This window comes from Natronobacterium texcoconense (genome assembly GCF_900104065.1).
In the GTDB taxonomy this organism is placed as follows: domain Archaea; phylum Halobacteriota; class Halobacteria; order Halobacteriales; family Natrialbaceae; genus Natronobacterium; species Natronobacterium texcoconense.
Window position 1 is genome coordinate 421,566 of record NZ_FNLC01000003.1, and the last position, 24,980, is coordinate 446,545.

General features: G+C 64.9%; 26 protein-coding genes. 14 read left to right on the forward strand and 12 right to left on the reverse strand.

From position 1 onward, the window contains the following. The first annotated feature begins 11 nt into the window (after positions 1-11). Both BLR35_RS15690 and BLR35_RS15695 read left to right on the forward strand, forming a co-directional pair. Entirely contained in the window at positions 12-269 is a 258-nt protein-coding gene (locus tag BLR35_RS15690) for a DdfA family disk-determining factor (protein WP_090383943.1), read from the forward strand. Between the two features lie 75 nt (positions 270-344). Next, positions 345-1,115 carry a PAS domain-containing protein gene (locus tag BLR35_RS15695; protein ID WP_090383946.1) on the forward strand — a complete coding sequence of 257 codons (771 nt, stop codon included), beginning with the start codon at positions 345-347 and terminating at the stop codon, positions 1,113-1,115. Positions 1,116-1,144: 29 nt separating this feature from the next. On the opposite strand, the gene BLR35_RS15700 is transcribed toward BLR35_RS15695, so the two are convergent. From BLR35_RS15700 to BLR35_RS15715, 4 genes are all read right to left on the reverse strand, one after another. Continuing rightward, positions 1,145-2,440, reverse strand: coding sequence for an adenosylhomocysteinase (locus BLR35_RS15700; RefSeq protein ID WP_090383948.1), 1,296 nt, complete (start codon positions 2,438-2,440; stop codon positions 1,145-1,147). A 202-nt stretch (positions 2,441-2,642) separates the two neighbouring features. Then, positions 2,643-3,632 (reverse strand): proline-rich domain-containing protein, encoded by a 990-nt coding sequence (locus BLR35_RS15705; RefSeq protein ID WP_090383952.1) that lies wholly within the window; start codon positions 3,630-3,632, stop codon positions 2,643-2,645. 147 nt (positions 3,633-3,779) lie between these two features. Further along, a complete protein-coding gene (locus tag BLR35_RS15710; protein ID WP_090383955.1) occupies positions 3,780-5,078 on the reverse strand; it encodes an amidohydrolase in 1,299 nt (432 codons plus the stop codon). Between the two features lie 25 nt (positions 5,079-5,103). After that, complete coding sequence (locus BLR35_RS15715) at positions 5,104-5,895, reverse strand: FkbM family methyltransferase (protein WP_090383959.1); 792 nt, start codon at positions 5,893-5,895, stop codon at positions 5,104-5,106. A gap of 76 nt (positions 5,896-5,971) precedes the next feature. Between BLR35_RS15715 and BLR35_RS15720 the strand changes: the two genes are divergently transcribed. The 4 genes from BLR35_RS15720 to BLR35_RS15735 all read left to right on the forward strand — a co-directional run bounded on the left by BLR35_RS15720 (position 5,972) and on the right by BLR35_RS15735 (position 11,592). Next, complete coding sequence (locus BLR35_RS15720) at positions 5,972-6,961, forward strand: phosphotransferase family protein (protein ID WP_244510260.1); 990 nt, start codon at positions 5,972-5,974, stop codon at positions 6,959-6,961. A 73-nt stretch (positions 6,962-7,034) separates the two neighbouring features. Further along, a complete protein-coding gene (locus tag BLR35_RS15725; RefSeq protein ID WP_090383965.1) occupies positions 7,035-8,195 on the forward strand; it encodes a stage II sporulation protein M in 1,161 nt (386 codons plus the stop codon). A gap of 194 nt (positions 8,196-8,389) precedes the next feature. Next, positions 8,390-11,104 carry a heavy metal translocating P-type ATPase gene (locus BLR35_RS15730; protein ID WP_280139369.1) on the forward strand — a complete coding sequence of 905 codons (2,715 nt, stop codon included), beginning with the start codon at positions 8,390-8,392 and terminating at the stop codon, positions 11,102-11,104. After that, positions 11,077-11,592 carry a DUF411 domain-containing protein gene (locus BLR35_RS15735; RefSeq protein WP_244510261.1) on the forward strand — a complete coding sequence of 172 codons (516 nt, stop codon included), beginning with the start codon at positions 11,077-11,079 and terminating at the stop codon, positions 11,590-11,592. Before BLR35_RS15730 ends, BLR35_RS15735 begins: the two co-directional genes overlap by 28 nt. Before the next feature lie 90 nt (positions 11,593-11,682). Here the strand turns inward: BLR35_RS15735 and BLR35_RS15740 are convergent, their stop codons facing one another. Both BLR35_RS15740 and BLR35_RS15745 read right to left on the reverse strand, forming a co-directional pair. Beyond that, positions 11,683-11,964, reverse strand: coding sequence for a hypothetical protein (locus tag BLR35_RS15740; RefSeq protein ID WP_090383972.1), 282 nt, complete (start codon positions 11,962-11,964; stop codon positions 11,683-11,685). A gap of 127 nt (positions 11,965-12,091) precedes the next feature. Further along, entirely contained in the window at positions 12,092-12,676 is a 585-nt protein-coding gene (locus BLR35_RS15745) for a helix-turn-helix transcriptional regulator (RefSeq protein ID WP_170831055.1), read from the reverse strand. 147 nt (positions 12,677-12,823) lie between these two features. On the opposite strand from BLR35_RS15745, the gene BLR35_RS15750 reads away from it, so the two are divergent. Together BLR35_RS15750 and BLR35_RS15755 are read left to right on the forward strand one after the other, a co-directional pair. Beyond that, positions 12,824-13,204 carry an SHOCT domain-containing protein gene (locus BLR35_RS15750; RefSeq protein WP_090383974.1) on the forward strand — a complete coding sequence of 127 codons (381 nt, stop codon included), beginning with the start codon at positions 12,824-12,826 and terminating at the stop codon, positions 13,202-13,204. Continuing rightward, positions 13,197-15,425, forward strand: coding sequence for a heavy metal translocating P-type ATPase (locus BLR35_RS15755; protein ID WP_090383976.1), 2,229 nt, complete (start codon positions 13,197-13,199; stop codon positions 15,423-15,425). The genes BLR35_RS15750 and BLR35_RS15755 overlap by 8 nt, the downstream gene beginning before the upstream one ends. A 7-nt stretch (positions 15,426-15,432) precedes the next feature. On the opposite strand, the gene BLR35_RS15760 is transcribed toward BLR35_RS15755, so the two are convergent. After that, positions 15,433-17,388, reverse strand: a complete 1,956-nt coding sequence (locus BLR35_RS15760; protein ID WP_090383978.1) for an acetate--CoA ligase — start codon at positions 17,386-17,388, stop codon at positions 15,433-15,435. Positions 17,389-17,512: 124 nt separating this feature from the next. Here BLR35_RS15760 and hisG point away from each other — a divergent pair, with 124 nt between their 5' ends. Further along, a complete protein-coding gene (gene hisG, locus BLR35_RS15765) occupies positions 17,513-18,370 on the forward strand; it encodes an ATP phosphoribosyltransferase (protein WP_090383981.1) in 858 nt (285 codons plus the stop codon). Positions 18,371-18,398: 28 nt separating this feature from the next. Here hisG and BLR35_RS15770 read toward each other — a convergent pair whose 3' ends face one another. Further along, the gene (locus tag BLR35_RS15770) at positions 18,399-18,902 is read right to left on the reverse strand and encodes a VOC family protein (RefSeq protein WP_090383984.1); all 504 of its coding nucleotides are present in this window, start codon (positions 18,900-18,902) and stop codon (positions 18,399-18,401) included. A gap of 74 nt (positions 18,903-18,976) precedes the next feature. Next, positions 18,977-19,387: a DUF7344 domain-containing protein gene (locus BLR35_RS15775; protein WP_342027642.1), complete on the reverse strand. Its 411-nt coding sequence runs from the start codon at positions 19,385-19,387 to the stop codon at positions 18,977-18,979. Between the two features lie 213 nt (positions 19,388-19,600). Here BLR35_RS15775 and BLR35_RS15780 point away from each other — a divergent pair, with 213 nt between their 5' ends. Then, on the forward strand, positions 19,601-19,816 hold the full coding sequence (locus BLR35_RS15780; protein ID WP_090383990.1) for a MarR family transcriptional regulator: 216 nt from the start codon (positions 19,601-19,603) through the stop codon (positions 19,814-19,816). Here the strand turns inward: BLR35_RS15780 and BLR35_RS15785 are convergent. Then, positions 19,806-20,840 carry a potassium channel family protein gene (locus BLR35_RS15785; RefSeq protein WP_090383993.1) on the reverse strand — a complete coding sequence of 345 codons (1,035 nt, stop codon included), beginning with the start codon at positions 20,838-20,840 and terminating at the stop codon, positions 19,806-19,808. The two genes, BLR35_RS15780 and BLR35_RS15785, sit on opposite strands and share 11 nt — an antisense overlap. A gap of 628 nt (positions 20,841-21,468) precedes the next feature. Between BLR35_RS15785 and BLR35_RS20785 the strand changes: the two genes are divergently transcribed. Next, positions 21,469-21,645: a hypothetical protein gene (locus tag BLR35_RS20785; RefSeq protein ID WP_170831056.1), complete on the forward strand. Its 177-nt coding sequence runs from the start codon at positions 21,469-21,471 to the stop codon at positions 21,643-21,645. A gap of 216 nt (positions 21,646-21,861) precedes the next feature. Here BLR35_RS20785 and BLR35_RS15795 read toward each other — a convergent pair whose 3' ends face one another. Then, a complete protein-coding gene (locus tag BLR35_RS15795) occupies positions 21,862-22,422 on the reverse strand; it encodes a TATA-box-binding protein (RefSeq protein WP_006671604.1) in 561 nt (186 codons plus the stop codon). Between the two features lie 202 nt (positions 22,423-22,624). Here BLR35_RS15795 and BLR35_RS15800 point away from each other — a divergent pair, with 202 nt between their 5' ends. The 3 genes from BLR35_RS15800 (at position 22,625) to BLR35_RS15810 (ending at position 24,502) form a co-directional block, all read left to right on the forward strand. Further along, a complete protein-coding gene (locus BLR35_RS15800) occupies positions 22,625-23,674 on the forward strand; it encodes a methyltransferase domain-containing protein (RefSeq protein WP_090384189.1) in 1,050 nt (349 codons plus the stop codon). 108 nt (positions 23,675-23,782) lie between these two features. Beyond that, a complete protein-coding gene (locus BLR35_RS15805) occupies positions 23,783-24,037 on the forward strand; it encodes an AbrB/MazE/SpoVT family DNA-binding domain-containing protein (RefSeq protein ID WP_090383997.1) in 255 nt (84 codons plus the stop codon). After that, complete coding sequence (locus BLR35_RS15810) at positions 24,038-24,502, forward strand: type II toxin-antitoxin system VapC family toxin (RefSeq protein ID WP_090384000.1); 465 nt, start codon at positions 24,038-24,040, stop codon at positions 24,500-24,502. Positions 24,503-24,517: 15 nt separating this feature from the next. On the opposite strand, the gene BLR35_RS15815 is transcribed toward BLR35_RS15810, so the two are convergent. Then, complete coding sequence (locus BLR35_RS15815; RefSeq protein WP_090384003.1) at positions 24,518-24,955, reverse strand: acyl-CoA thioesterase; 438 nt, start codon at positions 24,953-24,955, stop codon at positions 24,518-24,520. Positions 24,956-24,980: the final 25 nt, after the last annotated feature.

The window sequence follows — 24,980 nt, forward strand, 5'->3', positions numbered from 1 at the left end:
CTTGATCAGGTATGGCAGAAACAACCCTGGACTACCACACTGACTCGCCAAGCCTCCGCGTCGTCGATGCACTCGCTGCCGTAACCGACACCGACCCGCTCGAACTCGAGCCGCTGTACCACGCCGTCGATCCCGAAGCACTCGATCAGCTGTTTCGCGACGAGTCGGACGCGTACGCGAGCGTACGCTTCGACTATCAGGACCACACGGTCGAAGTTCGGGGGGACGGCACCGTCGCCATCGATGGAACCGTCCATGAAAGCGGATGACCGGAATCAGCCGTCAGTCCACACGGCTCTCACAGCTCGCCCGCTGAACGCCTCACGACCCACCTCCACCAGACGATGAGTACCCCATCGATAGACACCATCCCCTACGAACCGCCGATGGGCGACGACGTACTCGCTGTTCTCGTTACCGGTGACGACCGCGTAGCCAGACACCTCGAGACGCCACAGACGAACTCGATCCCGCTCGATATCACGACGGCTCCGACGCTCTCCGCTGCCTTCGATCGACTGTCCGGTATCGACTGTTTCGTCTGCCGATATCCGCTCGAAACGGCATCCCTCGAGGAGACGATCGAGCGCGTCCGCCGCCGACGTCCGGGCCTCCCGGTTCTCGTCGTAACTGACGACAGTCGCCTGACGGCGGTTCGTGACGCCACGGCCGACCACCGCTGGATCGATGTCATCGTCGCCGACGAAACGGCGAGCATCGACGAGCGACTCCGCTATCGAGTCCCGCGACTCGTCGAACGAAAGCACCTGTCGACCCTCTCGAACCGGTCGCTGGCTGGCATCGAACTCGCCGGCGACGCGATCGCGATCGTTAACCCCAACGGGACACTCGAGTTCCCGAACCGATCGTTCGCGGTGAAGTTCGGCACCGACCGCGACGACCTCGTCGGCCAGCCGTGGCAGGACCTGTTCACGCCGGAGACCGTCGACCGACTCGAAACGACTGCAATCCCGACGGTCGAAGACGGGTGGCGATGGACCGGCACCTGTACCGGCCGCCGGACCGACGGCACGGAGTTCCAGACGCGAGTCAGCGTCGGCGGACTCGAGGACGGCAGTCTGGTGTTCGTGGTCGACGGACTCGAGACGGCGTAGGCCGTCTCAGCGACAATCTCGTTTTTCCTTTACGTTCCGTGGTCCCAGGAGTCCATGTACTCGCGCTGGGTGTCCGTCAGCGAATCGAACTCGACGCCTTCGGCCTCGAGTTTGATCTTGGCGATCTCGCGGTCGAGTTCGTCCGGCACGTCGTGGACGCCCGCGTCGTACTCGTCGCCGTTTTCGAGCATTTCACGCACACAGACGGCCTGGATACCGAAGCTCTGGTCCATCACTTCGACGGGGTGGCCCAGCGAGACGGGCGCGGCGAGGTTCACGAGTCGGCCCTCGGCGATGACGTTCAGTCGGCGGCCGTCCTCGAGTTCGTAGGCTTCGACACCGTCACGGGCCTCGTAACGGTCGACGGCGAGGTCGTCGAGTGCATCGAGGTCGATCTCGATGTCGAAGTGACCTGCGTTTGCGAGCAGGACGCCGTCTTTCATCTGCTCGAAGTGTTCCTCGACGATGACGTCGCGGTTGCCCGTCGTCGTCAGGAAGACGTCGCCGACCTCGGCGGCTTCCGCCATCGGCATGACCTCGTAGCCCTCCATGTGGGCCTCGAGGGCGCGCCGTGGTTCGACTTCGGTGACGACGACGTTCGCGTTCTGGCCGGCAGCCTTCTTCGCGACGCCCTTGCCACAGTAGCCGAAGCCGGAGACGACGACCGTCTTGCCGGCCCACGAGAGGTTCGTCGTCATGGCGATGGAGGCAAGCGAGGATTCGCCGGTGCCGTGGACGTTGTCGAAGAGTCGCTTCATGGGGGTGTCGTTGACGGCAAACACGGGGTAGTCGAGCGCGCCGTCTTCGTCCATCGCGCGCAGGCGGTGGACGCCCGTCGTGGTCTCCTCGGCACCACCGATAATGCCGTCGATCAGTTCGGGGTAGTCCTCGTGAATCGCGGCGACGAGGTCCATCCCGTCGTCGACCGTGATCGTCGGTTCGTGGGCGATGACGGCCTCGATAGCCTCGTAGTACTCCTCGTCGTCGACGCCGCGTTTCGCGTAACAGGTGATGTTCTCGTGGGCGTCGAGTGCGGCCGAGACGTCGTCGTGCGTCGAGAGCGGGTTGCAACCCGTCACTGCGACTTCCGCGCCGCCCTCGGCGAGCGTCTCGACGAGGATCGCCGTCTTCGCCTCGACGTGCATCGCCATCGCGATCCGCTCGCCCTCGAAGGGTTTCTCCGCGACGAACTCCTCGCGGACGTGCTCGAGGATGGGCATGTGCTGGGCGGCCCAGTCCATCTTTCGCCGCCCTTCCTCCTGGGCGGTTTCGACGTCGTCTAGCTGTTCGCTGATCGGGGGATAGGAACTCCCGGTCTCGGTCATGTCTCGACAGAGAGCGACCGAAGGCAAAACGGTACCGAAGCGAAACGACTCGATGCCGACAGAAACGAACTCGATCGGGTTCGGGGGTGACCCGTGTTCGTGACGGTAGCCCCGCCACCGCCATCGACGACGAAGCGTGCCTCTGACAGTATCGCGTTTTTCCGTCGTTCGATGCCGGTTCAGTTAGCGACTCGTGACCTGATCAGGGTCCGGCGTGGTCGGGCGGACCGCCACCGTTGCCGCCACCACTGTTTCCGCTACTGCTGCCACCACTGTTCCCGTTGCCGCCGTCGTTACCCGGTCCCGCGTGATCCGGCGGTCCCTGGCCGTTCTCGTCATCATCGTCGCCCGGCGGTCCAGCGTGTTCTGGTGGACCCTGGGTACTCTCGTTGCCGTCGTCACTCCCCGGCGGGCCAGCGTGACTCGGCGGACCGGCGTGGTCCGGCGCGTTGCCCGGGTTGTTCTCGACCACGAAGGACGCGATCTGCAGTCCCTGCGTCTCGTTGTCCGTCAGTTCGTTCTCCTTGAAGTCCTGGAGGAGCTGGCCGAAGTTCTCCGGTTCCTCTTCCTCGCCGACGCCCTGGAGCGTCTCCGTCGTTTCGGCGGACTCGTCGTCGACCGTCGCGGTGAACGTCACGTCGACAGTCTCGTCGGGACCGGCGAGACTGACAGTTCCGTTGTCGTCGGTCGTGTAGCTGCCCGTGCCCGCGTACGAGACGTTCTCGCTGTCTTCGCCGTCAGCGAGTGCCACGTCGACGGTCACACCCTCGAGCGATTCGTTGCCGTCGGTGACCTCGACGAGCACGTCACCGTTCTGAGTGACGTCGAGCGAGAGGTCCTCGACGCCGTCGTCGGCTGCGAGCGTGGTCGTCGTCGAGACGCTATCCGCGGTCGTCGAGGCGGTGACTTCGATCTCGACTGGTTCTTCGGGTTCCGGCAAGTCGACCTCGCCGTCGGCGTCGGTCGGGTACGTGCCGGTACCCGCGTACGACGCGTTATCGTCGGTGAGTTCGACCTCGACGGTCGCGTTCTCGACGGCCGTTTCGTTCGCTGTGACGGAAACGAGACCGTCGTCCGATACTACGAGCTCGAGGTCGTCGTCGTCCGGTTCTGCCGCTACCGCGCCGGGAGCGAGCATCGCCAGGACCACGACGACTGCGAGCGTGGATACGAATAATCTGAGGCGGTTCATCCAGCTGGACATTCACTCAAAGAAGCATAAACCCGACCGGCAGTTGCCGACGATTTGTGATCGATCAAACGGGCGGAGAATGGGCTAAAGCGTTTACAAACGAATTTGAACGTTCGAATTCCGTTCACGTCACGCCGCTCTATGGGATCACTCGCCGGCGCGAGCGAGCAGTTTCTCGGTCTCCTCGACCGCCCGTTCGCGGACCGCAGACTCGTCCAGGGTGAGCACGTCACGGTCGCGCATGAGCACCTGCCCGTCACAGATCGTGTGCCGAACGTCGGCAGCGGCCGCGGCGTACGCGAGGTGGCTCACGAGGTCGTTTCGCGGTGTCAGGTGTGGCTTCTCGAGGTCGATCACCGCGAGGTCTGCGGGAGCACCTTCCTCGAGTCGGCCGGACTCGAGGCCGATGGCGTCGGCGCTTCCCTGCGTCATCATCTCGACGACGGCCTCCGCGGGGACCGCGCTCGCGTCGTCGGCCGCGAGTTTGCCGATCATCGCTGCGTCGCGGGCCTCGTCGAGCATGGAGAGGTCGTTGTTCGAGGCCGCGCCGTCGGTTCCGATACCGACGGTGACGCCTGCCTCGCGCATCCGCTCGACGGGAGCCATTCCGCTGGCGAGTTTCATGTTCGAGGCCGGGCAGTGGATCACGCCCGTGCCTGCCTCCGCGAGCAGGCCGATTTCGCTCTCGTCGAGGTGAACGCCGTGAGCGATGAAGTCTTCCGGCTCGAGCATCCCCTTCTCGGCGGCGTAGGCCAGCGGCCGGACGCCGTGTTCTTCGACGATCGGCGTCACTTCGTCGGTGGTCTCGTTGGCATGGTAGTGGATCGGCACGCCGATATCGCGAGCCTTCGGGACGAACTCTTCCAAGTACTCGCCGTCGACGGTCGTCAGCGAGTGTGGCATGAAGGCCGACGAGATGCGGCCGTCGCCCATCCCGTCGACTTCTTCGGCGACTGCGAGCCCCTCACGGGCGTCCTCGCGGGCCTCCTCGTCGTCTTTGGCGACCGAAATGAAGCCGTGGCCGAGGCGGGCGCGCAGTCCCGCATCCGCGACCGCATCGGCGATCGTCGGCACGAAGAAGTACATGTCTGCAAAAGCCGTGACGCCGCCTTTGATCATTTCGAGGGCACCGAGTTCGGTGCCGGCACGCACCGTCTCCGCGGTCAGTTCCGCCTCGACGGGCCAGATGTCTTCCTGCAGCCAGGCGTCTAAGGGCTTGTCGTCGGCGTTCCCCCGGAGCAGCGTCATCGCGACGTGACAGTGGCCGTTGACGAAGCCAGGCGTCACGAGCGAATCCGACGCGTCGAGCGTCTCGTCGGCATCGGCCGTGAGGTCCGTTCCGACCTCGAGGACCTCGCCGCGGTCCTGGTCGATCAGCACGTCCGCTCGTTCGACGGTCAACTCGGGCGAAAGAACCTGCCCGTCGGTGATCGCAAGCGTGGTCATGCTCCGGTGTTTACCCCGGGTGGCCTTATTCTTCCCTCTCTTGGCTGGGCTCACACCGCCAGAATCCGCCGCGCTCTCGGACGGCGTATCCGACGTCTTCGAGCACTGTACGGCTCTCACCCGCGACGTCTCGCTCGAGGCCGTCCCCGTGGATCTCGAGGAAGATCTGCGGTCGATAGTGCTCGAGAACGTCTCGAGCGCCGGCCAGTACCGACGGCGCGGCCCCCTCGACGTCGATCTTGATCGCGTCCGGCGGCGGGAGGTCGTCGCTCCCGTCCCCGACGAGCGAGTCCAGTCGCCGAACCGGGACCGACTGGACCTCGGCTACCGACGCACCCCACCGGCGCGCGCTCTCCCGGTCGAACGCCGACAGTTCGGGGTTGGTCGACCGGAAGAACGGCCGCTCTCCGTCCTCGTCGCCGACGCCACAGGTTCGGACGTCGATCCGGTCCTCGAGGTCGTTTAGCGCAACGTTCGCACGGAGTCGCGACGCGACCGACGGCGCGGGTTCGAACGCGACGACGTGCCGATCCGGACTTCCGGCCGCGAGCGCGAGCGCGTAGATCCCCACGTTCGCGCCGACGTCGAAGACGACCGCAGATGGGCTACAGACGTCGTCCAGTTCCGCGAGCATCCGGTCGCTCCCGTGGCGGTTAATGAGTTCGTAACATCGAAACGAGCCAGCGGGCGTTCCGTTTCGTCTCGACCGTCGGACGTAAGCATAGTTTACTCGACTCACTCGGTGGTAGGTCACGTGGACGATACCGCGAGCGGTCTCGAGTACTCGCCTCGCGGTACCGTTCGCGTCGACTCCCATCTTACGGCGTCCAATGCTGGCCTCCCTGTTGTACGTTAGCCCAAGGGCTACGTTTCACCGTCCCGTATCGACCACCGTGGCCGATGTCCTCGAACGCCTCGAGCGGATCGTCCGCGTCGCTCTCGAGACCAATCTCGAGTCAGTTCGTCGCCCGGAACAGGGATCGGTCGCCGACACCTACGTGCTCGACCTCGCGAGCGATCCGTCACGGGCAGTCTGCAAACTCGGCGGCACGAACGTCTGGACCGGCGACGTAATCGAGCCACACGTCCTCGAGGTCGTCGCCGAACGGACCGATCTTCCGGTCCCCACGGTCCTCGTGTCGGGATCGCTCGCAGGCGTCGACGACGCGCTCGATCGCTGGGCGCTCTACGAGTACTGCGAGGGTCGAAATCCGAGAGCTGATTACAGCGCGCTCGAGCCCCCGGTTCGCCGCCAACTGGTCGCCGACGCCGGCAAGTTGCTCGGGCGGCTACACGCCACGTTTTCGGGGGAGTTCGATCGGGTCGGTGGGCTCGAGCGGGTTAGCGACGGCTGTCGGCTGGGTTCCGGTTCCCTCGGCCCTTCGCTTCGTCTCTGCGAGCCTGCGGGATGGCACGCCGTCGACAGCGACGTCGGGCCGTTTCTCGAGGATCTTCCACTCCCTCGCCCGCTAACTGACGACGACGCCCGTGATCACGTCCTCACTCACGGCGATTACGGGCCAGGAAACCTCCTGATCGCGGACGACGGGACCGTCACCGCCGTCCTCGACTGGGGAAACGCCCACGTCACGCACTCGGGATACGCCCTCGCTCGCGCCGAAGCGCGGTTCGTCGACGTTCATCGCCGGCTCTCGCGGCGCGAACGATCCCGACTCCGGCAAGCGTTTCGGGAGGGGTACGCTCGAGTCGCTTCTCTCGAGGCAGGGTTCGATCGTTACGCCCCGGTCTACAAACTGCTCTGGATCTGCCAGTCGATCGCGAACTACGCACGAATCGCACGGAGTGGGCGGGGACGGAAACAACTGTGGCGGCAGTGCCGACGGCTTCGTGCTGCCAGTCAAATATCGTTTCACGTGCGATAGTGATAGAAATTGGATTTGTTCGTGCCGACGATAGTCGGCGGATTTATCCCACAGATTTGCGTACCGTTGGCACATGAACGGTGGCGGCAACGGTACGGAGGACGATTACGACGACGAGGAGTCCGACGGTCCGGACGAGGAGGACTCCGAGGGGGGATTCGTATTCGGGCCCGAGCGCCACCCGGTTCCGGACGCAGACGACGATTCGGAGCCCGATCAGGAGCCAGAGACGGAGACGACGTCGACGTCGGAACCACAGCAGGAGCAAGCGTCCGAGCCGAAACCGGAGTCGGAATCACAGTCGGCCGACGATACCGATGAGGACCCGACGATCAAGATCAACCTTCCCGACGAAGACGAACCCGAAGACGCGTCGGCGACCGACTCGCCGGAATCCGATCCCGAACCGAGTTCTGGCGGGCCCAGTCGGGGGCCGGAGCCGAGTCCGAACGCCGTCCGAAACTGGTCGCTTCTCACGCTCGTGCTCGCACTGGCGTCGTTTTTCACCGCGGGAGTCACGTACGTCACCCACGACGACGTCACACCGGTCGTCGGTGCCGCCGCTGTCGGAATCGCCTTCACCGTACTCGCCGTTACCGCTCTGATCGACCGCATTTCCGTCCTCGAGATGCTCTCTTCGGGCTGGATCGAGCACCGCCGCCCGGTCTGGTTCTCGATCGGACTGTTCGCGTTCGGGATGCTCGTCGGTATCGCGCTTATGCTCGCCGGCGTCGACCTGACGCAGTTGTTTATCGAAGCGATCGAGCAACAGTACCCGGAACTCGCTGAAGACGATGAGATCGGAACGACGGCCTCGTTCTATCTCGAGAACAACTCGCTGGCGTTTCTCGTCACCATCGCTGGGGCAGTGTCGGTCGGTCTGCTAACCGCGTTCGCGATGATCGTCAACGGGATCATCGTCGGGAACATCAGCGCCGTCCTCGGGAGCACTGCCGGCGTCGACTACGTCGTCGCTGGACTGGCACCGCACGGCGTCTTCGAACTCCCGGCGCTGTTTATCGCCGCCGGCGTCGGCTTCCGACTGCTCTATCGGTTCGGCGAACGCCTCTTCGGGACTCGAGCGGAGTTCCTCACGAAACCCTACGTCTACCGGACCATCGCGTTCGTCGTCTTCGGCTGGCTCCTGCTCGCGCTGGCCGCGTTCGTCGAAGCGTACGTCACGCCGGAACTGCTCGAGATGCTGTTCCCCGAGATCGTCGCGGAAGAACCGTAGCTGGGGACTCGACACGACGTTTCGGACGCCTTCTCTACGAAGACTGGTAGTGATGAAACGCCTCGAGTTTCGTTTCCTGGAGTGGGGACACATTTCACTTTTCATCCGTAAGTGAATCGGTGGATGAATATTGGTCTATTAGTGACAAACCGCTTCAAACGTCGGCCCCTTAGTACGACACGAGTGATCACATCGTGAAATCTACTATTAGCATCACCGGGATGTCGTGTGCGACGTGTTCCGGGACGGTCGAGGAGGCCGTCGGCGACCTCGAGGGGGTCGAGGCCGTCGACGTCAACTTCGCGACCGACGAGGGAACTGTCGAGTACGATCCCGACGAGACCTCGCTGGCCGAAATCTACGCGGCGATCGAGGACGCCGGATACGACCCCGATCGGACGAAGACGACGGTCGAGATCGCCGGTATGTCGTGTTCGACCTGCGCCCAGACGAACGAGGACGCCATCGAGGAGATCCCGGGCGTGCTCTCGGCGACGGTCAACTACGCGACCGAGGAGGGAACCGTCGAGTTCAACCCACAGGATACCTCGCTTTCGGCGATCTACGACGCCATCGAGGACGCGGGGTTCGAACCCGAACGCGCCGGTGACGACGGCGACGAACTGACCGAACAGCGAGAGAGCGCCGTCGAGCGAGAACTCCGCACGAAGCGCAAGTGGACGATTATCGGCGGACTCCTCACCGCGCCGTTCGTCCTCGTGATGATCGACATGTTCGTCCCCGGTTTCCTGCCGGAAACGATCCTCGGCGTCGATCCCGACTGGATCGAGTTCGTCCTTGCGACGGCGCTGATGGCGACGCTCGGCAAACACTTCATCGAGGGCGCGTACAAGTCACTGGTCAACAACTGCCAGGCGAACATGGACACGCTCGTGTCGGTCGGTACCACCACGGGCTACGTCTACAGTACGGCCGTCGTCCTCGGTACCATCGAGGGTGGCCTTTACTTCGAGGCCGTCGCCTTCATCCTGTGGTTCATCTACCTCGGCGTCTGGCTCGAGGCCCGCTCGAAGGCCCGCGCGAGTTCCGCGCTGCGGGAGTTGCTCGAGATGCAGGCCGAGGAAGCCACCGTCGTTGAGTGGGAGACGCCTCCGGCGTCTCGAGCGGACGGCGACGCCGTCCCTGGTGACGAGATGGTCGTCCCGCTCGAGGAGGTCGAACCCGGCGACGTGATGAAGGTCCGACCGGGCGAGAAGGTGCCGACGGACGGCGTCGTCGTCGACGGCCAGAGCGCGGTCGACGAGTCGATGGTCACCGGCGAGTCGGTTCCGGTCGAGAAAAGCGAGGACGACGAGGTCGTCGGCTCGACGATCAACGAGAACGGCGTCCTCTACGTCGAAGCAACTAACGTCGGCGAAGAGACGGCGATCCAGCAGATCGTCCAGCGGGTCAAGGAGGCCCAGGCGCGCCAACCCGACGTCCAGCGACTGGTCGACAAAGTCAGCGCCTACTTCGTCCCTGCGGTGATCGTCAACGCCGTCGTCTGGTCGATCCTGTGGTTCTTCTTCCACGACGCGCTGTACCCCATCGCCTCCTCGCTTGGCGGATGGATCCCGCTGTTAGAGCCAGTCGGCGGCGGGCCCGTCGTCGGCGGCGTCCCCGTCTTCGAGTTCTCGATCATCGTCCTCGCCTCCGCCATCCTGATCGCCTGTCCCTGCGCGCTGGGGCTGGCGACGCCGATGGCGACGATGGTCGGTTCCACGCTATCGGCGAAAAACGGCGTCCTCTACAAGGGTGCCGACGTCCTCGAGAAGGCCCGCGGCATCGACACGGTCGTCTTCGACAAGACGGGGACGCTGACCCACGGCGACATGCGGCTGACGGACGTCGTGCCGGTGGACGAAGCCGTCGAGACGGACGGGGGTGAGCCGAGCGGCGCGAGGCGATCCTCGTCGGACCCCGGGTCCGACGGTGGCGCACCAGCCGCCGATGGCGGCGTCCTCGAGGAAGCCGACGAACCCACCCCCGACGAGGACCTCCTCCTATCGGTCGCAGCAAGCGCCGAATCCGGCTCCGAACACCCGCTCGCACAGGCCATCGTAGCGGGGGCCGAAGAGCGCGGCGTCGACCTCGAGAATCCGACCGAGTTCGAGAACGTCCCCGGCCACGGCATCCGCGCGACGGTGCCCGAGGGCGAGGTGCTCGTCGGGAACCGCAAGCTGATGGCGGACAACGGCGTCGATCCCGCGCCCGTCGAGGCGACGATGGAGCGACTCGAGCGCGAGGGCAAGACTGCGATGCTCGTTGCCTTGGACGGGGAACTACTCGGCGTCGTCGCCACCGCGGACACGGTCCGTGACAGCGCCAAGGAAACCGTCGCCGAGCTACAGGACCGTGGCTACGACGTGATGATGCTGACCGGCGACAACGAACGCACCGGCCGTGCGATCGGCGACCAGCTCGGGATGGACCCCGACGACGTCCACGCCGAAGTTCTCCCGGAGGACAAGGCCGACGAGATCGACGCGATCCAGGCAGACGGGAGTCGGGCTATCATGGTCGGCGACGGCGTCAACGACGCGCCCGCACTGACGACCGCTCACGTCGGCGTGGCGATCGGCTCCGGTACCGACGTCGCCATCGAGAGCGCCGACATCACGCTGATGCGGGACGACCCCGCCGACGTGCTGAAGGCAATGCGGGTCGCGAACGCGACCATCTCGAAGGTCCGCCAGAACCTGTTCTGGGCGTTCGTCTACAACGCGACGCTGATCCCGATCGCGTCGATCGGCCTCCTGAACCCCGCTCTCGCGGGACTCGCGATGGCCGCCTCGAGCGTCTCGGTCGTCTCCAACAGCCTGGCGTTCATGCAGTGGGACCCCCACGAAGACTACGTCTTCTTGCCGTTCCGACCGTTCGTGTGGGTCTCCGAGAAGGTGACGGGCTGATGGCCGGCGCTCGCTCGAGTCGGCGCGGCTTCCTCGCGGCGGGAGCCGCGACGATTGGCCTCACCGTCGCCGGCTGTCTCGGCGACAACACGGACGAGTGGGAATCCGGAGAGACGTTCGCCGTCGCCTCGGCGACCCAGTATCAGGGCCCGAACTGCGACTGCTGTGACGTCTACGCCGACTACCTCGCGGATCACCTCGAGAGCGATCTCGAGACCGTCACCACCGACGACCTCGCGGGCGTCAAAGCCGGGTACGGAATCGCCGAGCCACTGCAAAGCTGTCACACTGTCGTGCTCGACGGGACGATCGTCGAGGGCCACGTGCCGGTCGAGGTCGTCGGGTCGGCGCTCTCCGACGACGTGACGGGAATCGCGCTCCCCGGAATGCCCGCCGGTTCGCCGGGGATGGGCGGCGAGAAAGACGAGACGTGGACGGTGTACGAACTCGAGGACGGCGGGGAACCGGCGGTCTATACGGAACTGTAATCGAAGCGTATCGTCCGGGAACCTGCTATCGTTTTTCAGGCGGCTCTGGCAGGCGAAAACAATGAGGGAGGTTCGGAGTGTTCGGGGCCGTCAGTGACACGCCTCGTGAGCGTGCTCGCCGTCGTGGTGAGCGTCGTGGTGTTCTCCGCGGTCGCCGGCGTGATGGGCATCGTGGTGAGCGTCGTGATGCTCTCCGTGGTCGCCGGCGTGGTGGTCAGCGTGATCGACCACGTGATCGGCCATCCAGTCGTGAGCGTCCGTCCAGTCGATTCCGTCGCCGTTACCGTCGTCTGCGCTCACGAGCGCTACGCCGCCGAGTAACGTGACGGCGACGAGCGCGGCGAGTGCGATCCGGAGCGTGTGTCTGTGCATTGCCTGTCACCTCGGTCGACTGTAGGTGCCGGGGAGATTTGTCGAACTGGGCGTGAACGAACTCGAGTGCGCCGCCCGAGAACGTCCGAGAACGTTTTTCGAGCGGTCTAATCGTTTCTCGCCGTGATTACGACTCGAGGTCGTCGCTCGGGTACACGCGGTACGTTCGTCCCTGTTTCTCGCGGTAGAGCAGCCCTCGTTTCTCGAGTTCGGTGACGGTCTGGCTGACCTTGCTCTTCGAGAAGTCGGCCCGATCGCGGAGTTCGATCTGGGTCAATCCCGGCGACTCGAGGACGGGCTCGAGAACCCGGCGTTCGTCCTCGGGAAGGACGGTCAGCACGTCCGGTCTCGAGGGCTGGCTTTGATCCGCGTCGTCGATCGGTTCCTGTGATGGATCTGCGTCGGCAGAACCCTTCTCGCCACTCAATACGAACGGCTCCGCGGGCGGTTCTGCGCCCCGTCCCTCGTGGCCGACTCCATCCGCCCCGAGTTGATTCCGAACGAGTAGGTAGGCACCGGCGACGACGCTCGCGACGAGGACGGTGCCGAGCAGGTACCAGACCGGGTGGAAGCCGTGACCCATCCCGCCGTGGCCCATCATCTCGGCGTGGGCCTGCGTCTGTCGGTACGTCTGCCAGGCCGCACCGGCACCGAGGACGAGGATTCCGGCGACGAGGATCGCTACGGCGGCGTCGAGGGTCGTTCGGTCCACTGTAGTCGTTTCGACGTTGTCCGGGCGGCTCCCTACCTGTTACGATCTGGTGCCCGAGAACGCCCCTGGCAGCCGAACACGTTCCCTGGCAGACGCGTCTCCTCGAGCGTGTGAGGTCTATATGTCTGTGCGTGGGAGTGACAGTCGATGGCTGCCGACGATTCCATCGCGCGAACCGTTCTGCTCGTCGGCGTAGTGCTCGTGTTCGGTCTCTTGCTCGTCTCGCTGCTCTCGATGACGGTCATGATGCCGATGATGGGTGGGTTCCACGGGAACTGGAACGGAACGACGGGCTTCGCGTGGCCCTGGCTGGTCGGCTGGGGGGTTCACGTTCTCCTGCTTCTGGCCGTCGGATACGCGCTGTACCGCGTTCTCGCTGGGTCGAGCGATCGGCCGACGGAACCCCGCGGCGATCGAGATCAGGCGTTAGAGGAACTCCGAATCGCCTACGCCAGGGGTGAAATCTCGAGCGAGGAGTTCGAAGAACGGCGGGAGCGACTCGAGGGGGTGAGTCGATCCGATGAGTGAGTCGGAACCCGTCCACGACGACCCGCCGGGGTCGAGCGGGAAGCCGACCGACGAGTACTGCTCGTGCTGTCGAGTCTGTCACTGCTACCGGGATATGCCGGAACCCGGCGGGGAGCCTCACGAGCACCGTCGGCCGGACCGCGACGAGGAGCACGACCACGATCACGGCGACGGCGCTCACGTCGATCACTCGGACCACGAAGAGATGTTCAAGCGCCGGTTTTTCATCTGCCTCGTCCTCTCGCTCCCGGTGCTGTATTACAGCCCGATGCTCCAGGAGTGGTTCGGGTACGCTGCGATCGCGTTCCCGGGAAGCGAGTTCGTCGGGCCAGTCCTCGGCGTCGTCGTCTTCGCATACGGTGGAATCCCGTTTCTTCGGATGGGTGCGGTCGAGGCCAGGAACCGTGAACCCGGAATGATGCTGCTGATCTCGCTGGCGATCACCGTCGCGTTCGTCTATAGCCTCGCCGCCGTCCTCTTCGGAATCGGCGAGCCGTTCTTCTGGGAACTCGTGACGCTGATCGTCATCTTTCTGCTGGGCCACTGGATCGAGATGCGGTCAGTCAGACGTGCGTCGGGGGCGCTCGACGAACTCGCGGAACTGCTCCCGGACACGGCCGAACGGATCGCGGAGGATGGGGGGACCGAGGAGGTCCCCGTCGACGACCTCGAGGAGGGCGACCTCGTGCTCGTCCGGCCGGGAGCGAACGTGCCTGCGGACGGCGTCGTCGAGGACGGGGAGTCGAAGGTCAACGAGGCGATGGTCACCGGCGAGTCCAAACCGGTCGCGAAGGAACCCGGCGACGAGGTCATCGGCGGAACGACGAACCGGGAGGGGAGTCTGCGGGTCCGCATCTCGGCGACCGGCGACGAGACGACGCTGTCGGGGATCGTGCGACTCGTCGAGGAGGCCCAGGAGAGTCGCTCGCGGACGCAGGTGCTCGCCGATCGCGCGGCGGGGTGGCTCTTCTACGCCGCGATCGCAGTCGCGGCGGTGACGGCCGTCGCCTGGACTGCCGCGGTCGGGTTCGGGCTCCCGGTGGTCGAACGGGTCGTCACGGTACTCGTGATCGCCTGCCCGCACGCGCTCGGACTGGCGGTTCCGCTCGTGGTCGCGATCAACACCTCGATGGCCGCCCGGAACGGCATGCTCGTCCGCGACCGAATCGCTATGGAGCAGGCCCGCGAACTCGACACGGTCGTCTTCGACAAGACGGGGACGCTCACCGAGGGGGAACAAGGTATCGTCGACGTGGCGGCCGTCGAGGACTGGGACGCGGACGATGTGGTAACCCTCGCGGCCGCCGCCGAGGGTGACTCCGAACACGTGATCGCGCAGGCGATCCGCGAGGAGGCAAGCGAGCGTGACCTCGCGGTGCCCGACGTGCGCGGCTTCGAGGCCCTCGAGGGCCGTGGCGTTCGTGCGACGATCGAACGCGACGCGGTGCCAGCCGTCGTCGGCGAGACGGAGAGAGCGGACTCCGCCGAGGCGACCGATCGCGACGGCCACATGGTCTCGGTCGGCGGCCCCAACCTCCTTCGGCACCTCGAGATCGAACCTGATTCCGACCTCGAGCGGTTCGCGGACGAAGCCGGCGAACGCGGCGAAGGTGTGGTCTACGTCCTCCGGGACGAGCAGGTCGTCGGTGCGATAGCGCTGGCGGACGTGATCCGGGACGCGAGCTACGAGGCGATCGCTGCGCTCCACGGGATGGACGTCGAGGTGGCGATGCTGACCGGCGACGACCGAGACGTGGCCCACAGCGTCGCCGACGACCTCGGGATCGACACCGTCTTCGCGGAGGTGTTGCCCGAGGATAAGGACGAGAAGATCGTCGAATTACAGGATCGGGGTCACCTCGTGGCGATGGTCGGCGACGGGGTCAACGACGCGCCGGCGCTGACTCGAGCGGACGTCGGGATCGCCATCGGTTCCGGGACCGACGTGGCCGTCGAGTCGGCAGATGTGGTGCTCGTCGAGAACGATCCGCGAGACGTCGCGCGGCTCGTCCGCCTGAGCGTGAAAAGCTACCGGAAGATGCAGGAGAACATCGTCTGGGCGGCCGGCTACAACGTCTTCGCCCTGCCGCTGGCCGCAGGCGTGCTCGCACCGGTCGGCGTGTTGCTCTCGCCGGCCGTCGGCGCGGTGTTGATGTCCGCGAGTACGGTGATCGTGGCGATCAACGCCCAGCTACTGCGGCGTGCAGAACTGTCGCTCTGACCGCCCCTCAGTCCGACCGCTCCCACACCGTCGACAACTCGCCGACGATCGCAGGATTACGAAGCAGCGTACTCTCCTCGAGCGGTTCCTCGTCGACGATTCCCTCGAGCACCCGGTACATGGTCTTCCCAGTGTGGGTTTCGGGGAGTTCGGGCGTGAACACGACGGCTGCTGGCCTGGCGAACTCGCCGACTCGCTCGGCGACCACGTCGCGGATCGCCGCGCGTAACTCGTCGTCTTCGGGCTGGTCGCGTTCGGCCGTCGCGAAGACGTAGAGTTCGGTGTCGTCGGTTCCGCCAGCGACCGCTGCGGCCTCGGTGACGCCGTCGACGGCGGTGATCGCGGCCTCGAGTTCGGCCGTTCCGAGTCGGCGGTTGCCGAGCGTGACGACGTCGTCGTCGCGGCCGATAACGGTGACGTAGCCGTCCTCGTCGACGACGGCACGGTCGCCGGTGAAGTACCGCCAGGTGTCGGCCCGGCGGTCCGAGAACTCCTCCCAGTACTCCGCGAGCAGCCAGTAGCGGTCGTCGTCGTGGGGCACGAGCATCGAGGGCCAGGGTCGGGTTATCGTGAGATAGCCCGGTTCGCCTGGCGGGAGTTCCCGGCCGTGTTCGTCGACGACTGCGGCCTCGATTCCGGGTAGCGGCGGGCCGACGGCGCCAGGTTTCATCTCGTCGACGCCGGGCAGCGTCGACAGCAGAACGCTTCCGGTCTCGGTCTGCCACCAGGTGTCGACGATCGGACACTCCTCGTCGCCGACGTGTTCGTAGTACCAGTCCCAGGTGTCGGGACCGATCGGTTCGCCGACGGTGCCGAGCAGTCGTATCGACGAGAGGTCGTGCGCTTCGGGATACTCCGTCCCCCACTTTCTGAAGGTGCGGATCAGCCCTGGCGTGGTGTAGAACACCTCCACGCCGTTTCGTTCGATCAGGTTCCACGTCCGGTTGCGGTCCGCATACCGGAGCGTTCCCTCGGCGAGCACGACCGTCGCGCCGCGGGAAAGCGGCCCGTAGACGACGTAAGAGTGGCCCGTGATCCAGCCGATGTCGGCCGTACACCAGTAGGTGTCACCGGGAGAGAGGTCGAAGACCGACCGCGTCGTCCAGGTCGTTCCCGCGAGGTAGCCACCCGTCGCGTGGGTCATTCGCTCCGGCTTGCCGGTCGTTCCCGAGGTGTGGATCTGAAAGAGCGGATCCGTCGCCGCCCTCGAGACCGGTGGCACCTCTCGACCGGTGAATCGCTCGACCAGCGTCCCGTAGTCGTACTGGTTCTCGCCCAGTTGCGTCTCGTGGCTCGCCCCCAGTCGGTCGACGACGACGGTCGGTATCGACTCCGAGAGCGAGGTGCGTGCCGCGTCCGCTTTCCGTTTCTGCCCGATCGCGGTTCCCTCACGGAAGTAGCCGTCGCAGGTAACCAGCACGCTCGAGTTTGTCCCCTCCATCCGATCGACGAGTGCGTCCGGCGAGAAGCCCGCGAAGACGACGTTGTGTAACGCGCCGATCCGGGCGCAGGCGAGCATCGTGATGGGGAGTTCTGGAACCGTCGGCAGGTAGATCGTGACGACATCGTCTTCCTCGACGCCCAGGTCGCGCAGGGCGGCGGCGACGGCCTGTCCCTCGCGGTGGAGGTCGTGGTAGGTGTAGCTCCGTCGCTCGCCGCGTTTCCCCTCCCACCTGAGCGCGACCTGATTCTTCCGGCCGGCGTCGACGTGACGGTCGACGCAGTTCTCGGCCGCGTTCAGTCGTCCGCCGACGAACCACCGGTAGAACGGCGCGTCGTCGTCCTCGAGGACAGTCTCGTAAGGCTCGTCCCACTCGAGTAGATCGGCTGTCTCGGCCCAGCAGTCGGGCCACTCGCGGTCGAACTGCTCGCGGAGGTCCGGATCGGTGACGGTCGCGTCCCGGAGGAACGCCTGCGGCGGTCGACGCTTCCCCGCTGGATCGGTGGGGACGTCCTCGGCCATAGATCGGCCTGTACGACGTTGTCGTACCTGAGCGTTGTGGCTTCCCCCATCGATCACCGGATCCCTGCCGCTCTCCGTCGTGACATGGAAAGACAGTTCCCCGACCGTCCCGAACGGTCGGTAAATGCGAATCGCCGTTCCCAACAAGGGCCGCCTGCACGAGCCGACGATCGACCTTCTCGAGCGGGCGGGACTCCACCTCGAGAACGGTGCCGACCGGAAACTGTACGCCGACACCGTCGATCCCGAAGTCTCCGTGCTGTTCGCTCGCGCAGCGGACATTCCGGAGTACGTCGCCGACGGCGCGGCCGATATGGGGATCACGGGCTACGATCAGGTTCAGGAGGCTCGCGTCGAGAACGTCGTGGAACTGCTCGACCTCGAGTTCGGAACCTGCAGGCTCGTTCTCGCCGCGCCGGAGGACGGCGACATCGATTCGGTCGCCGACCTCGAGGGTGGGACCGTGGCAACCGAGTTTCCGAACATCACGCGGGACTTCTTCGACGAGACCGGTGTCGCCCCCGATATCGTCGAGGTCACTGGCGCGACCGAACTCACGCCACACGTCGAGATGGCCGACGCCATCGTCGACATCACCAGCACGGGGACGACGCTGAAGATGAATCGGCTGGCCGTCGTCGAGGAGGTCCTCTCGAGTTCCGTCCGTCTCTTTGCCCGAGAAGACGTCCTCGAGGAGCCGAAAGTCGAGGAGGTTCGAACCGCGCTGGCCTCCGTGAAACAGGCCGAAGGCAAACGCTACCTGATGATGAACGTTCCCGAGGAGCGACTCGAGGACGTTCGAGACGTGATCCCGGGAATGGGCGGGCCGACGGTGATGGACATCGCAGACGAGAACGGTAACGGCAAGGTCGCAGTCCACGCCGTCGTCGACGAGAGCGACGTTTTCGAGACGATCACGGACGTCAAGCAGGCGGGCGCGAGCGACATCTTGGTGACCGAGATCGAGCGACTGGTCGAATAAGACGCGCTCGCCGTTCTCTCGAGCCGACTCAGTAGTCGCCCTGGTTACTGTAGATCCGTTCGTGGCTGTGCGTGTAGATCTCTAGCAGGTTCCCCCAGGGATCCTTGCAGTAGGTCATTCGGTAGTGGTGGTCGGGGAACAGTTCCCAGATTTCGGTGTGGTGCTCGCCGCCACTGTCGTCGATTTCGGCCGCGAGTTCCTCGATGTTCGGATCGATCACACAGACGTGGAAATACCCCTCCTCTTTCGGTTCCGGGTCGGACGCCTCCTGTTCGTCGAACTCGAACAACTCGAGGGCGGTCCGCCCGCCGGTCCCGAGGTGGGCGATCTGCACTTCTTCGAACTCCCCGAGTACGTCCAGACACAGTCGCGAGATATGTGATTCGCCGTCCCCGGCTACCGGCTGGGGACCCATGATGCAGTCGAAACCGAGGGTCGTCTCGTACCAGTCGATCGCTTCCTCGACGTCGGGGACGGTCGCGCCGACGTGTGCGAACGGTCGCGGCTGTGGCCGTTGCTGGGTGTCGGACATCGGAACGGACGTCTCCAGACAGTCGCAAAAACGTTGTGCGGGCCTTTCCAGGGGCTAGTACCGTCTCGTCGTCGTTACCGGAACGTGCTCGCGACGACGTCCTCGACCGTCCCGTCGTCGCCCGAAAGCAGCGACTCGAGCGCCGCCAGTTCTCTGCCGGGCGAGACGAGGCCGCGTTCCCGGTCGTAGACGACGAGGCCGCAGGACTCGAGCAGCGGCAGGTGGGTTTGTCGCAGGGCGACGTAGACGCGCTGGCGGAGTTCCAGCAGCGTCGTGACGAACGTCGCGTCCTTCTCGTCGTCGGCGAGTTGCCCGGCGAGCGTCCCGAGCGCGATCGGTTCGTCGGCCTCGAGGATCGTTCGCAGCACCGATCGTCGTCGGTCGTTCTCGAGCGCGCGACGGAGCTGTGCGCGAGAGAGCGGACGATCGTCGGCACTACCGGGTTCGCGAGAGACTGGCCGATCGAGGTAGATCGTCATGGACATCGAATGGTCACGGCGACGAACGGATAAAGCCGCCACCCCGTTTCGACGCTCGACAACAGTTTCGCTCGATCTCGACGAATTCAGGGGTTATGAACGATATAACTCGAATTGATGGTTCGGTAAAACTGTCCTAATCGTCATTTTCTCGGGTGAACCGTCGGTCGCACCGAAACCACTATGGGATCCTGTGTGGTGTGGCATCAGTAACCACCCATGGTGGGCTGTCCCGATCGGTCACTGCTCGCAGCACTCGACGAGCACGGGCCCGTACGAGTGACGTCGCTCGCGAGCGAACTCGACGCCCACCCGATTACGGTCACCCAGCGCTGTGACGACCTTCGATCGGACGGCTACGTCCGCCGAATGTCGGCGGACACCTACACGCTCACCGAGGACGGCCGGGAGTACCTGCTGACTCTCACCGAGTGACGTCGTCCTCGTCCCCGACCGGCGGCCACTCCCAGGCGTCAGCCCGAACGATGCCCAGCAGCTTCCGACGGCGCTCGGACAGGTCCTCGAGTTCGTCGCCGAACTCCGCGTCGGAGACGGTCGGGATCCCCTCTTCGCGAAGCCGCTCCAGATCGGGCTTGGGCGGCACCTCGTCGGCGGGTTCGATGAACGCCGCGTCTAGCGTCTCGAGGTAGCTGTCCGTACTTGCGCGAGCGGTTTCGACCAGCGTCGGCTCGACCTGTTCGTCTGCGGGAACCCCGTGTCGGTACAGCGTCAGCGCCTCGTCCAGAATCGGGACGGCAAGCGCAGACGCTTCGTCGCCGCTCTCGCTGTGGTAGTAGTGGAGGATCGGGTAGGACTTGTGTTGCTCCGCCAGCAGCGACAGCTGGGTGGCCATCGACTCGAGCGGTAACTCGAGGCCGCGGAACGGTTCGTTCGCTTCGCCGGCGTTTTCGTTCCAGCTCGCCCGGACGAACGCCTCGCTTCGCTCTCCGAGGCCGGTGACGTCGCTTGCGAAGGCGCGTTTCTCCGCGACCGAACCAAGGACGGAGAGCACGTAGGAGACGCCGAGCGTAACGAAGGCCATGCCGGTCGCGGTCGTGAACGAACTGGCGATCTCCCAGGTCGGACTCGTGGGCGTGTAGTCGCCGTTCCCGTTGGTGAACATGGTGTAGGCGACGTAGTAGAGGTAGCCCGACCAGTCGGCGGGTTCGCCGGTGTGGACGCTGACCAGAGCTACCGTGCCGCCGGCGAAAAGCAGCGTCCAGCCGATCCACAGCAGGGCGATCCACATCGCCAGCGTGAGCACGAGGATGAGCGGACCGGCGAGGCTAAGCGCGCGGGAATCGTTCCGTCTGATCCGGCGGAGGAGTCGCCAGACGGTCGTCGTCAGTCGACCGGACAGCGGCCCGGAGCCGCCGTCAACCCACAGCGTCGTCCAGATGATGTCTACGATCACTGCGGCCAGAGTGACGATACCGGCGACGAGAAAGAGCGGTTCCATGTGCCGGCGGCTTCACCACCTAACCCCATCAACGACCGGCCGGCGAATTCATCGATTCATCGACGTTTCGGCTCGATACGGGTCCGCGTCGATCCGCCGAGCAGTCCCGATCCGTCCCGCGGAACGGGGAAGACTCGTCAGCGTGGTCGAGTGTTTCCGGTGCTACTCACGATATGGAGATGGGTGCATATGATTCGGTCGAATGGTACGAGAACGAGCCAGCGATCGGCAACGGAGGTTCATCGAGGCGGACAAGAGAGGTGAATTTCATTCGGTTCTGGAACGTCGCCCCAACGCCGAACGATTCGAGGAACTCATCTGGGAGCGTGAGCGGACGCTGTGGTGGATCGTCGTCGCAGGCGTACACCCGTTGCTGGTAACGTACTGGCTCTACGAAGACAGATCTCGCTGCTGGAGCGGAACTTTGCGGAGGACTCGATGGTCCGAGTACGCGAGTACCGGGACGGCGACGGATCGCGCCCCGCGACCGGTCAGTCACGCCGATAGTCGAAAGCGACGGCGGGAGACGCGGTGGCGACAGCGGCGTGACCGCGGGTGCAACCGATTACAGATTCGGCCACGTGTTCTGATCGGAACCCGTATTACCTTAGACCAACGACACAAAGTCATGTATCCGACTCGACCGGTTGCGATCGGTCTCTTCTTCTTCGGTGTCATCCTGCTGACTCGAGTCGTTTTCGTGGGACATGCCCAGACCCTGTTCTCGCTGGTGCAACTCCTCGGTGGGCTGTTTTGCTTCGGAGCCGGTCTCGTCGGACTCTCCTCTGCCGAGGAATGCCGATAGTGTCCGGATACGATCTGAGGGCGAAATCTGCTACTTGTCGGAACGGGAACGAGGCTTGTGAGGGCATCAAGACAGTTGCTGCCGGCCTTCTCGTCTATCGGCGGATGTCGGAGACGAGCCACCCTCGGGGGCAGTGAACGGGTGGAGGGGCGGTCAGTGCGCGGTGAATCCAGGGTTGTCACTCGAGCGGCGGAGATGGAAACGAGGACAGGAACGTTACTCGAGCAGGCCGAGGTCCTCGAGTCGCGAGACGATCTTGTCGACGGCGTGTTCGGCGTCTTCGGGCTTCTTGCCGCCGGTGATGACGAGCTTCCCGGAACCGAACAGCAGCGCGACGACTTCGGGCTCGTCGAGACGGTAGACGAGACCGGGGAACTGTTCGGGCTCGTACTCGATGTTCTCGAGGCCGAGACCGATCGCGATCGCGTTCAGGTTGAGGTTACGTCCGAGGTCGGCCGAGGTGACGATGTTCTGGACGACGATCTCGGGGTCTTCGTTGACCTGGATCTGGAGTTCACGGAGCTTGTCGAAGACGATGCGCAGGCTCTCGTGGACGTCGTCCGTGCTCTTCGCGCCGGTACAGACGATCTTCCCGGATCGGAAGATCAGTGCGGCGGACTTGGGATTCTGGGTGCGGTAGACGAGACCGGGGAACTGTTCGGGGTCGTAGTCGGCCCCCTCGAGGTCCATCGCGACGCTCTGGAGATCGAGTTCCTGGCCGATGCCGGTCGACGCCACCACGTTTTCGATGTTGATGGTGTCCTTGGGATCCGTCATTAGTCGCTTAAAAAGACGTATTTAAGGTTTATAAAGGTTGGTGACGCGGCCTGATATATCCGGTTCGTGGAATAAACGTACTGTGCCAGAACCAGCGTTTCGGGGCGTCTCGGCACTTTCTGGCGTAGAATTTATGAAGTGGGTGGCCGTTCGAGCTCCCGAAAACGGCAGGCTCATACCCGACCCGCGACGACGATCGATCGTGTATCTGCTCGAGCTCGGCGGCGAGGACGAGGCGTTCGCCCTCCAGGAGGCGGCAAGCGCCGCGGCCGACGTTCGCCCGATTGCGCCGGGTCTGGCCCTCGCGAACGCCGTTTCTCCCGAGCGCGTCCAGGGTCTCGCCTACACCCACCGCGCGAGCGACCTCGTCGGCCGGACGGACGCCGACCTCGAGAGCGCCCGGGCCTTGCTCGAGGCCGCACCGCTCGATCGCGAGGGCTCTATCGCCGTGCGTGCGACCGACGTCCACGGTTCGACGGGCGTCAGTACGGAACGCGCAGAGCGCGCGCTGGGTCAGGTGCTGGTCGACCGCGGGTTCTCGGTCGACCTCGACGACCCAGACCACGTTCTGCGTGCGACGTTCTCGGAGGGCAAACTCGAGACGGACGACGCCCGCGGCGAGCGCGTCTCCGTCTGTGCGCTTGGCTGGCTCGCAGCCGAGAGCGTCCGGGACTTTGGAACCCGCGCGCCGACGGACAAACCCTTCTTCCAGCCCGGCAGCATGGACCCGCTGCTCGCCCGTGCAATCGCGAACGTCGCCGGCGCGCGACCCGGCGCGACGATTCTGGACCCGATGTGCGGAACGGGAGGTGTGCTCGTCGAGGCCGGACTCGTCGGCGCGGACGTCGTCGGTACCGACGCCCAGCGGAAGATGGCCGAGGGTGCCCGCGAGAACCTCTCGCACTTCCTCGAGCGCGATGACCTCTCGCCCACCGGCGTCGAACGAGGCTCCTGGGCGGTCGGCCGCGGCGACGCGACCCGACTCCCACTCGACGACGACGCCGTCGACGCCGTCGTCTTCGACGCCCCTTACGGCCGCCAGTCGAAGATCGACACGCACCGGCTCGATGACCTCGTCGCCGGCGCTCTTTCGGAAGCCCGTCGCGTTGCCTCGCGTGCGGTCGTCGTCGCCGATCGGTCGTGGGCCGCGGAAGCGCGGGAAGCGGGATGGGAACTCGAGGCGTCGTTCGAGCGGCGCGTCCACCGATCGCTGACGCGGTACGTGCTGGTGCTCTCGGACGAGTGTCAGTAGCGTTCGAGCAGTTTCTGGTCGCCTCGGCACGTCCTGAATTGGTCACCCTACATTTCTCCCCGAATCTTATGGTGACTGGTCTCTTCACCACGTATAGGGGAGATTACCGTGAGCACGTCCGAAGACCACACCGACGAGGAGTACGGAACGGCGCGTCTCAACCATCGGGGACGACTAACGATCCCGAAAGAGCTACGTGACGATCTCAACCTCGAAGATGGAACCGAGTTTCGGGTCGTCCGTGACGGCGGTAATATTCGACTCGTCAGGGAACTCCCCGAACTCGAGACGCTCACTCGAGATGAAGAGTGGGGCGAAGAAGCGTTCCGGGACGCCGGAGATGCGACGTTCGGTGGACGGTAGATGGCCTCGAAACGAGTTCTTCCGGACCTCAACGCCCTCGCTATCCAGTTGGTCGACGACCATCCCGGTCATCCGTACGTTACCGAGGAGATCGCACCGGCGCTTACGGGCGGTGATACCCTGATCGTCTTCGGTTATCTGCCGCTTCGGATCCAGTGGGTTCTCGAAGATCTCGGATTCGAATCGTACGAGGCGAGAAACGCCGTTTCGTCGCTCTTGCAGTATCCGCTCGAGTTCGTCGACGTCGACGACGAGACCGTTCTCGAGGCCTACGAGATTAGCGCGGAGAAGAACCACGACGTGTCCGACTGTTTCTACGTCGCGCTTGCTCGACGGGCCGACGTAGACGTGCTCGTGACGACGGACCGGGATTTCGAGCAACTGTGCGTGGACGAGTCGTTCGAGTACGTCAACCCCGTTCCGGAACACGTTCTCCGGCGGTTCGACGACGTCGGTGAATCGTGACCGCTCACCTAGTTGTCAGTAGTCTGCCTCAAGCGCCCGCTCGCGCAACCGCTCGCCCTCGTCGCTCTCGACAGTCAGGTCGGGAACGGGCACCGGTGATCCGTCCTCGTCGATCGCGACGAAAGTGAACGAGGATTCGGTGGTCTTCTCCGCTTCGCCACTGCGCGGTTCCTCGCGCCACGCTCGCAGGGCGACGTGGACGCTCGTCCGACCGGAATCGTAGACGTACGACTCGATCAGCGCCGTGTCGCCGATTCCGATCGGTTGCTCGAAGTCGAGTTCGTTCACCTGTGCGGTGACGCAGGTTTCGCCGGCAAATCGCATCGCCGACATCGCGGCGACCTCGTCGAGCCACTTCATGAGGTTGCCGCCGTGGAGCGTGTCGTTGTTGTTCGCGTGGTTCGGCTGGACGCGAAACCGGTTCTCGATGTGCGTTTCGCAGACGGTCGGCATACCGGCTACTGGATCGGGGAGCGCG

Excerpts from the sequence above, each read along its gene's own strand:
- BLR35_RS15690 (WP_090383943.1), top strand. The coding sequence starts at position 12 with ATGGCAGAAACAACCCTGGACTACCACACTGACTCGCCAAGCCTCCGC.
- BLR35_RS15695 (WP_090383946.1), top strand. The coding sequence starts at position 345 with ATGAGTACCCCATCGATAGACACCATCCCCTACGAACCGCCGATGGGC.
- BLR35_RS15700 (WP_090383948.1), bottom strand. The coding sequence starts at position 2,440 with ATGACCGAGACCGGGAGTTCCTATCCCCCGATCAGCGAACAGCTAGAC.
- BLR35_RS15705 (WP_090383952.1), bottom strand. The coding sequence starts at position 3,632 with ATGAACCGCCTCAGATTATTCGTATCCACGCTCGCAGTCGTCGTGGTC.
- BLR35_RS15710 (WP_090383955.1), bottom strand. The coding sequence starts at position 5,078 with ATGACCACGCTTGCGATCACCGACGGGCAGGTTCTTTCGCCCGAGTTG.
- BLR35_RS15715 (WP_090383959.1), bottom strand. The coding sequence starts at position 5,895 with ATGGGAGTCGACGCGAACGGTACCGCGAGGCGAGTACTCGAGACCGCT.
- BLR35_RS15725 (WP_090383965.1), top strand. The coding sequence starts at position 7,035 with ATGAACGGTGGCGGCAACGGTACGGAGGACGATTACGACGACGAGGAG.
- BLR35_RS15740 (WP_090383972.1), bottom strand. The coding sequence starts at position 11,964 with ATGCACAGACACACGCTCCGGATCGCACTCGCCGCGCTCGTCGCCGTC.
- BLR35_RS15750 (WP_090383974.1), top strand. The coding sequence starts at position 12,824 with ATGGCTGCCGACGATTCCATCGCGCGAACCGTTCTGCTCGTCGGCGTA.
- BLR35_RS15755 (WP_090383976.1), top strand. The coding sequence starts at position 13,197 with ATGAGTGAGTCGGAACCCGTCCACGACGACCCGCCGGGGTCGAGCGGG.
- BLR35_RS15760 (WP_090383978.1), bottom strand. The coding sequence starts at position 17,388 with ATGGCCGAGGACGTCCCCACCGATCCAGCGGGGAAGCGTCGACCGCCG.
- hisG (WP_090383981.1), top strand. The coding sequence starts at position 17,513 with ATGCGAATCGCCGTTCCCAACAAGGGCCGCCTGCACGAGCCGACGATC.
- BLR35_RS15770 (WP_090383984.1), bottom strand. The coding sequence starts at position 18,902 with ATGTCCGACACCCAGCAACGGCCACAGCCGCGACCGTTCGCACACGTC.
- BLR35_RS15775 (WP_342027642.1), bottom strand. The coding sequence starts at position 19,387 with ATGTCCATGACGATCTACCTCGATCGGCCAGTCTCTCGCGAACCCGGT.
- BLR35_RS15780 (WP_090383990.1), top strand. The coding sequence starts at position 19,601 with ATGGTGGGCTGTCCCGATCGGTCACTGCTCGCAGCACTCGACGAGCAC.
- BLR35_RS15785 (WP_090383993.1), bottom strand. The coding sequence starts at position 20,840 with ATGGAACCGCTCTTTCTCGTCGCCGGTATCGTCACTCTGGCCGCAGTG.
- BLR35_RS20785 (WP_170831056.1), top strand. The coding sequence starts at position 21,469 with ATGTATCCGACTCGACCGGTTGCGATCGGTCTCTTCTTCTTCGGTGTC.
- BLR35_RS15795 (WP_006671604.1), bottom strand. The coding sequence starts at position 22,422 with ATGACGGATCCCAAGGACACCATCAACATCGAAAACGTGGTGGCGTCG.
- BLR35_RS15810 (WP_090384000.1), top strand. The coding sequence starts at position 24,038 with ATGGCCTCGAAACGAGTTCTTCCGGACCTCAACGCCCTCGCTATCCAG.
- BLR35_RS15815 (WP_090384003.1), bottom strand. The coding sequence starts at position 24,955 with ATGCCGACCGTCTGCGAAACGCACATCGAGAACCGGTTTCGCGTCCAG.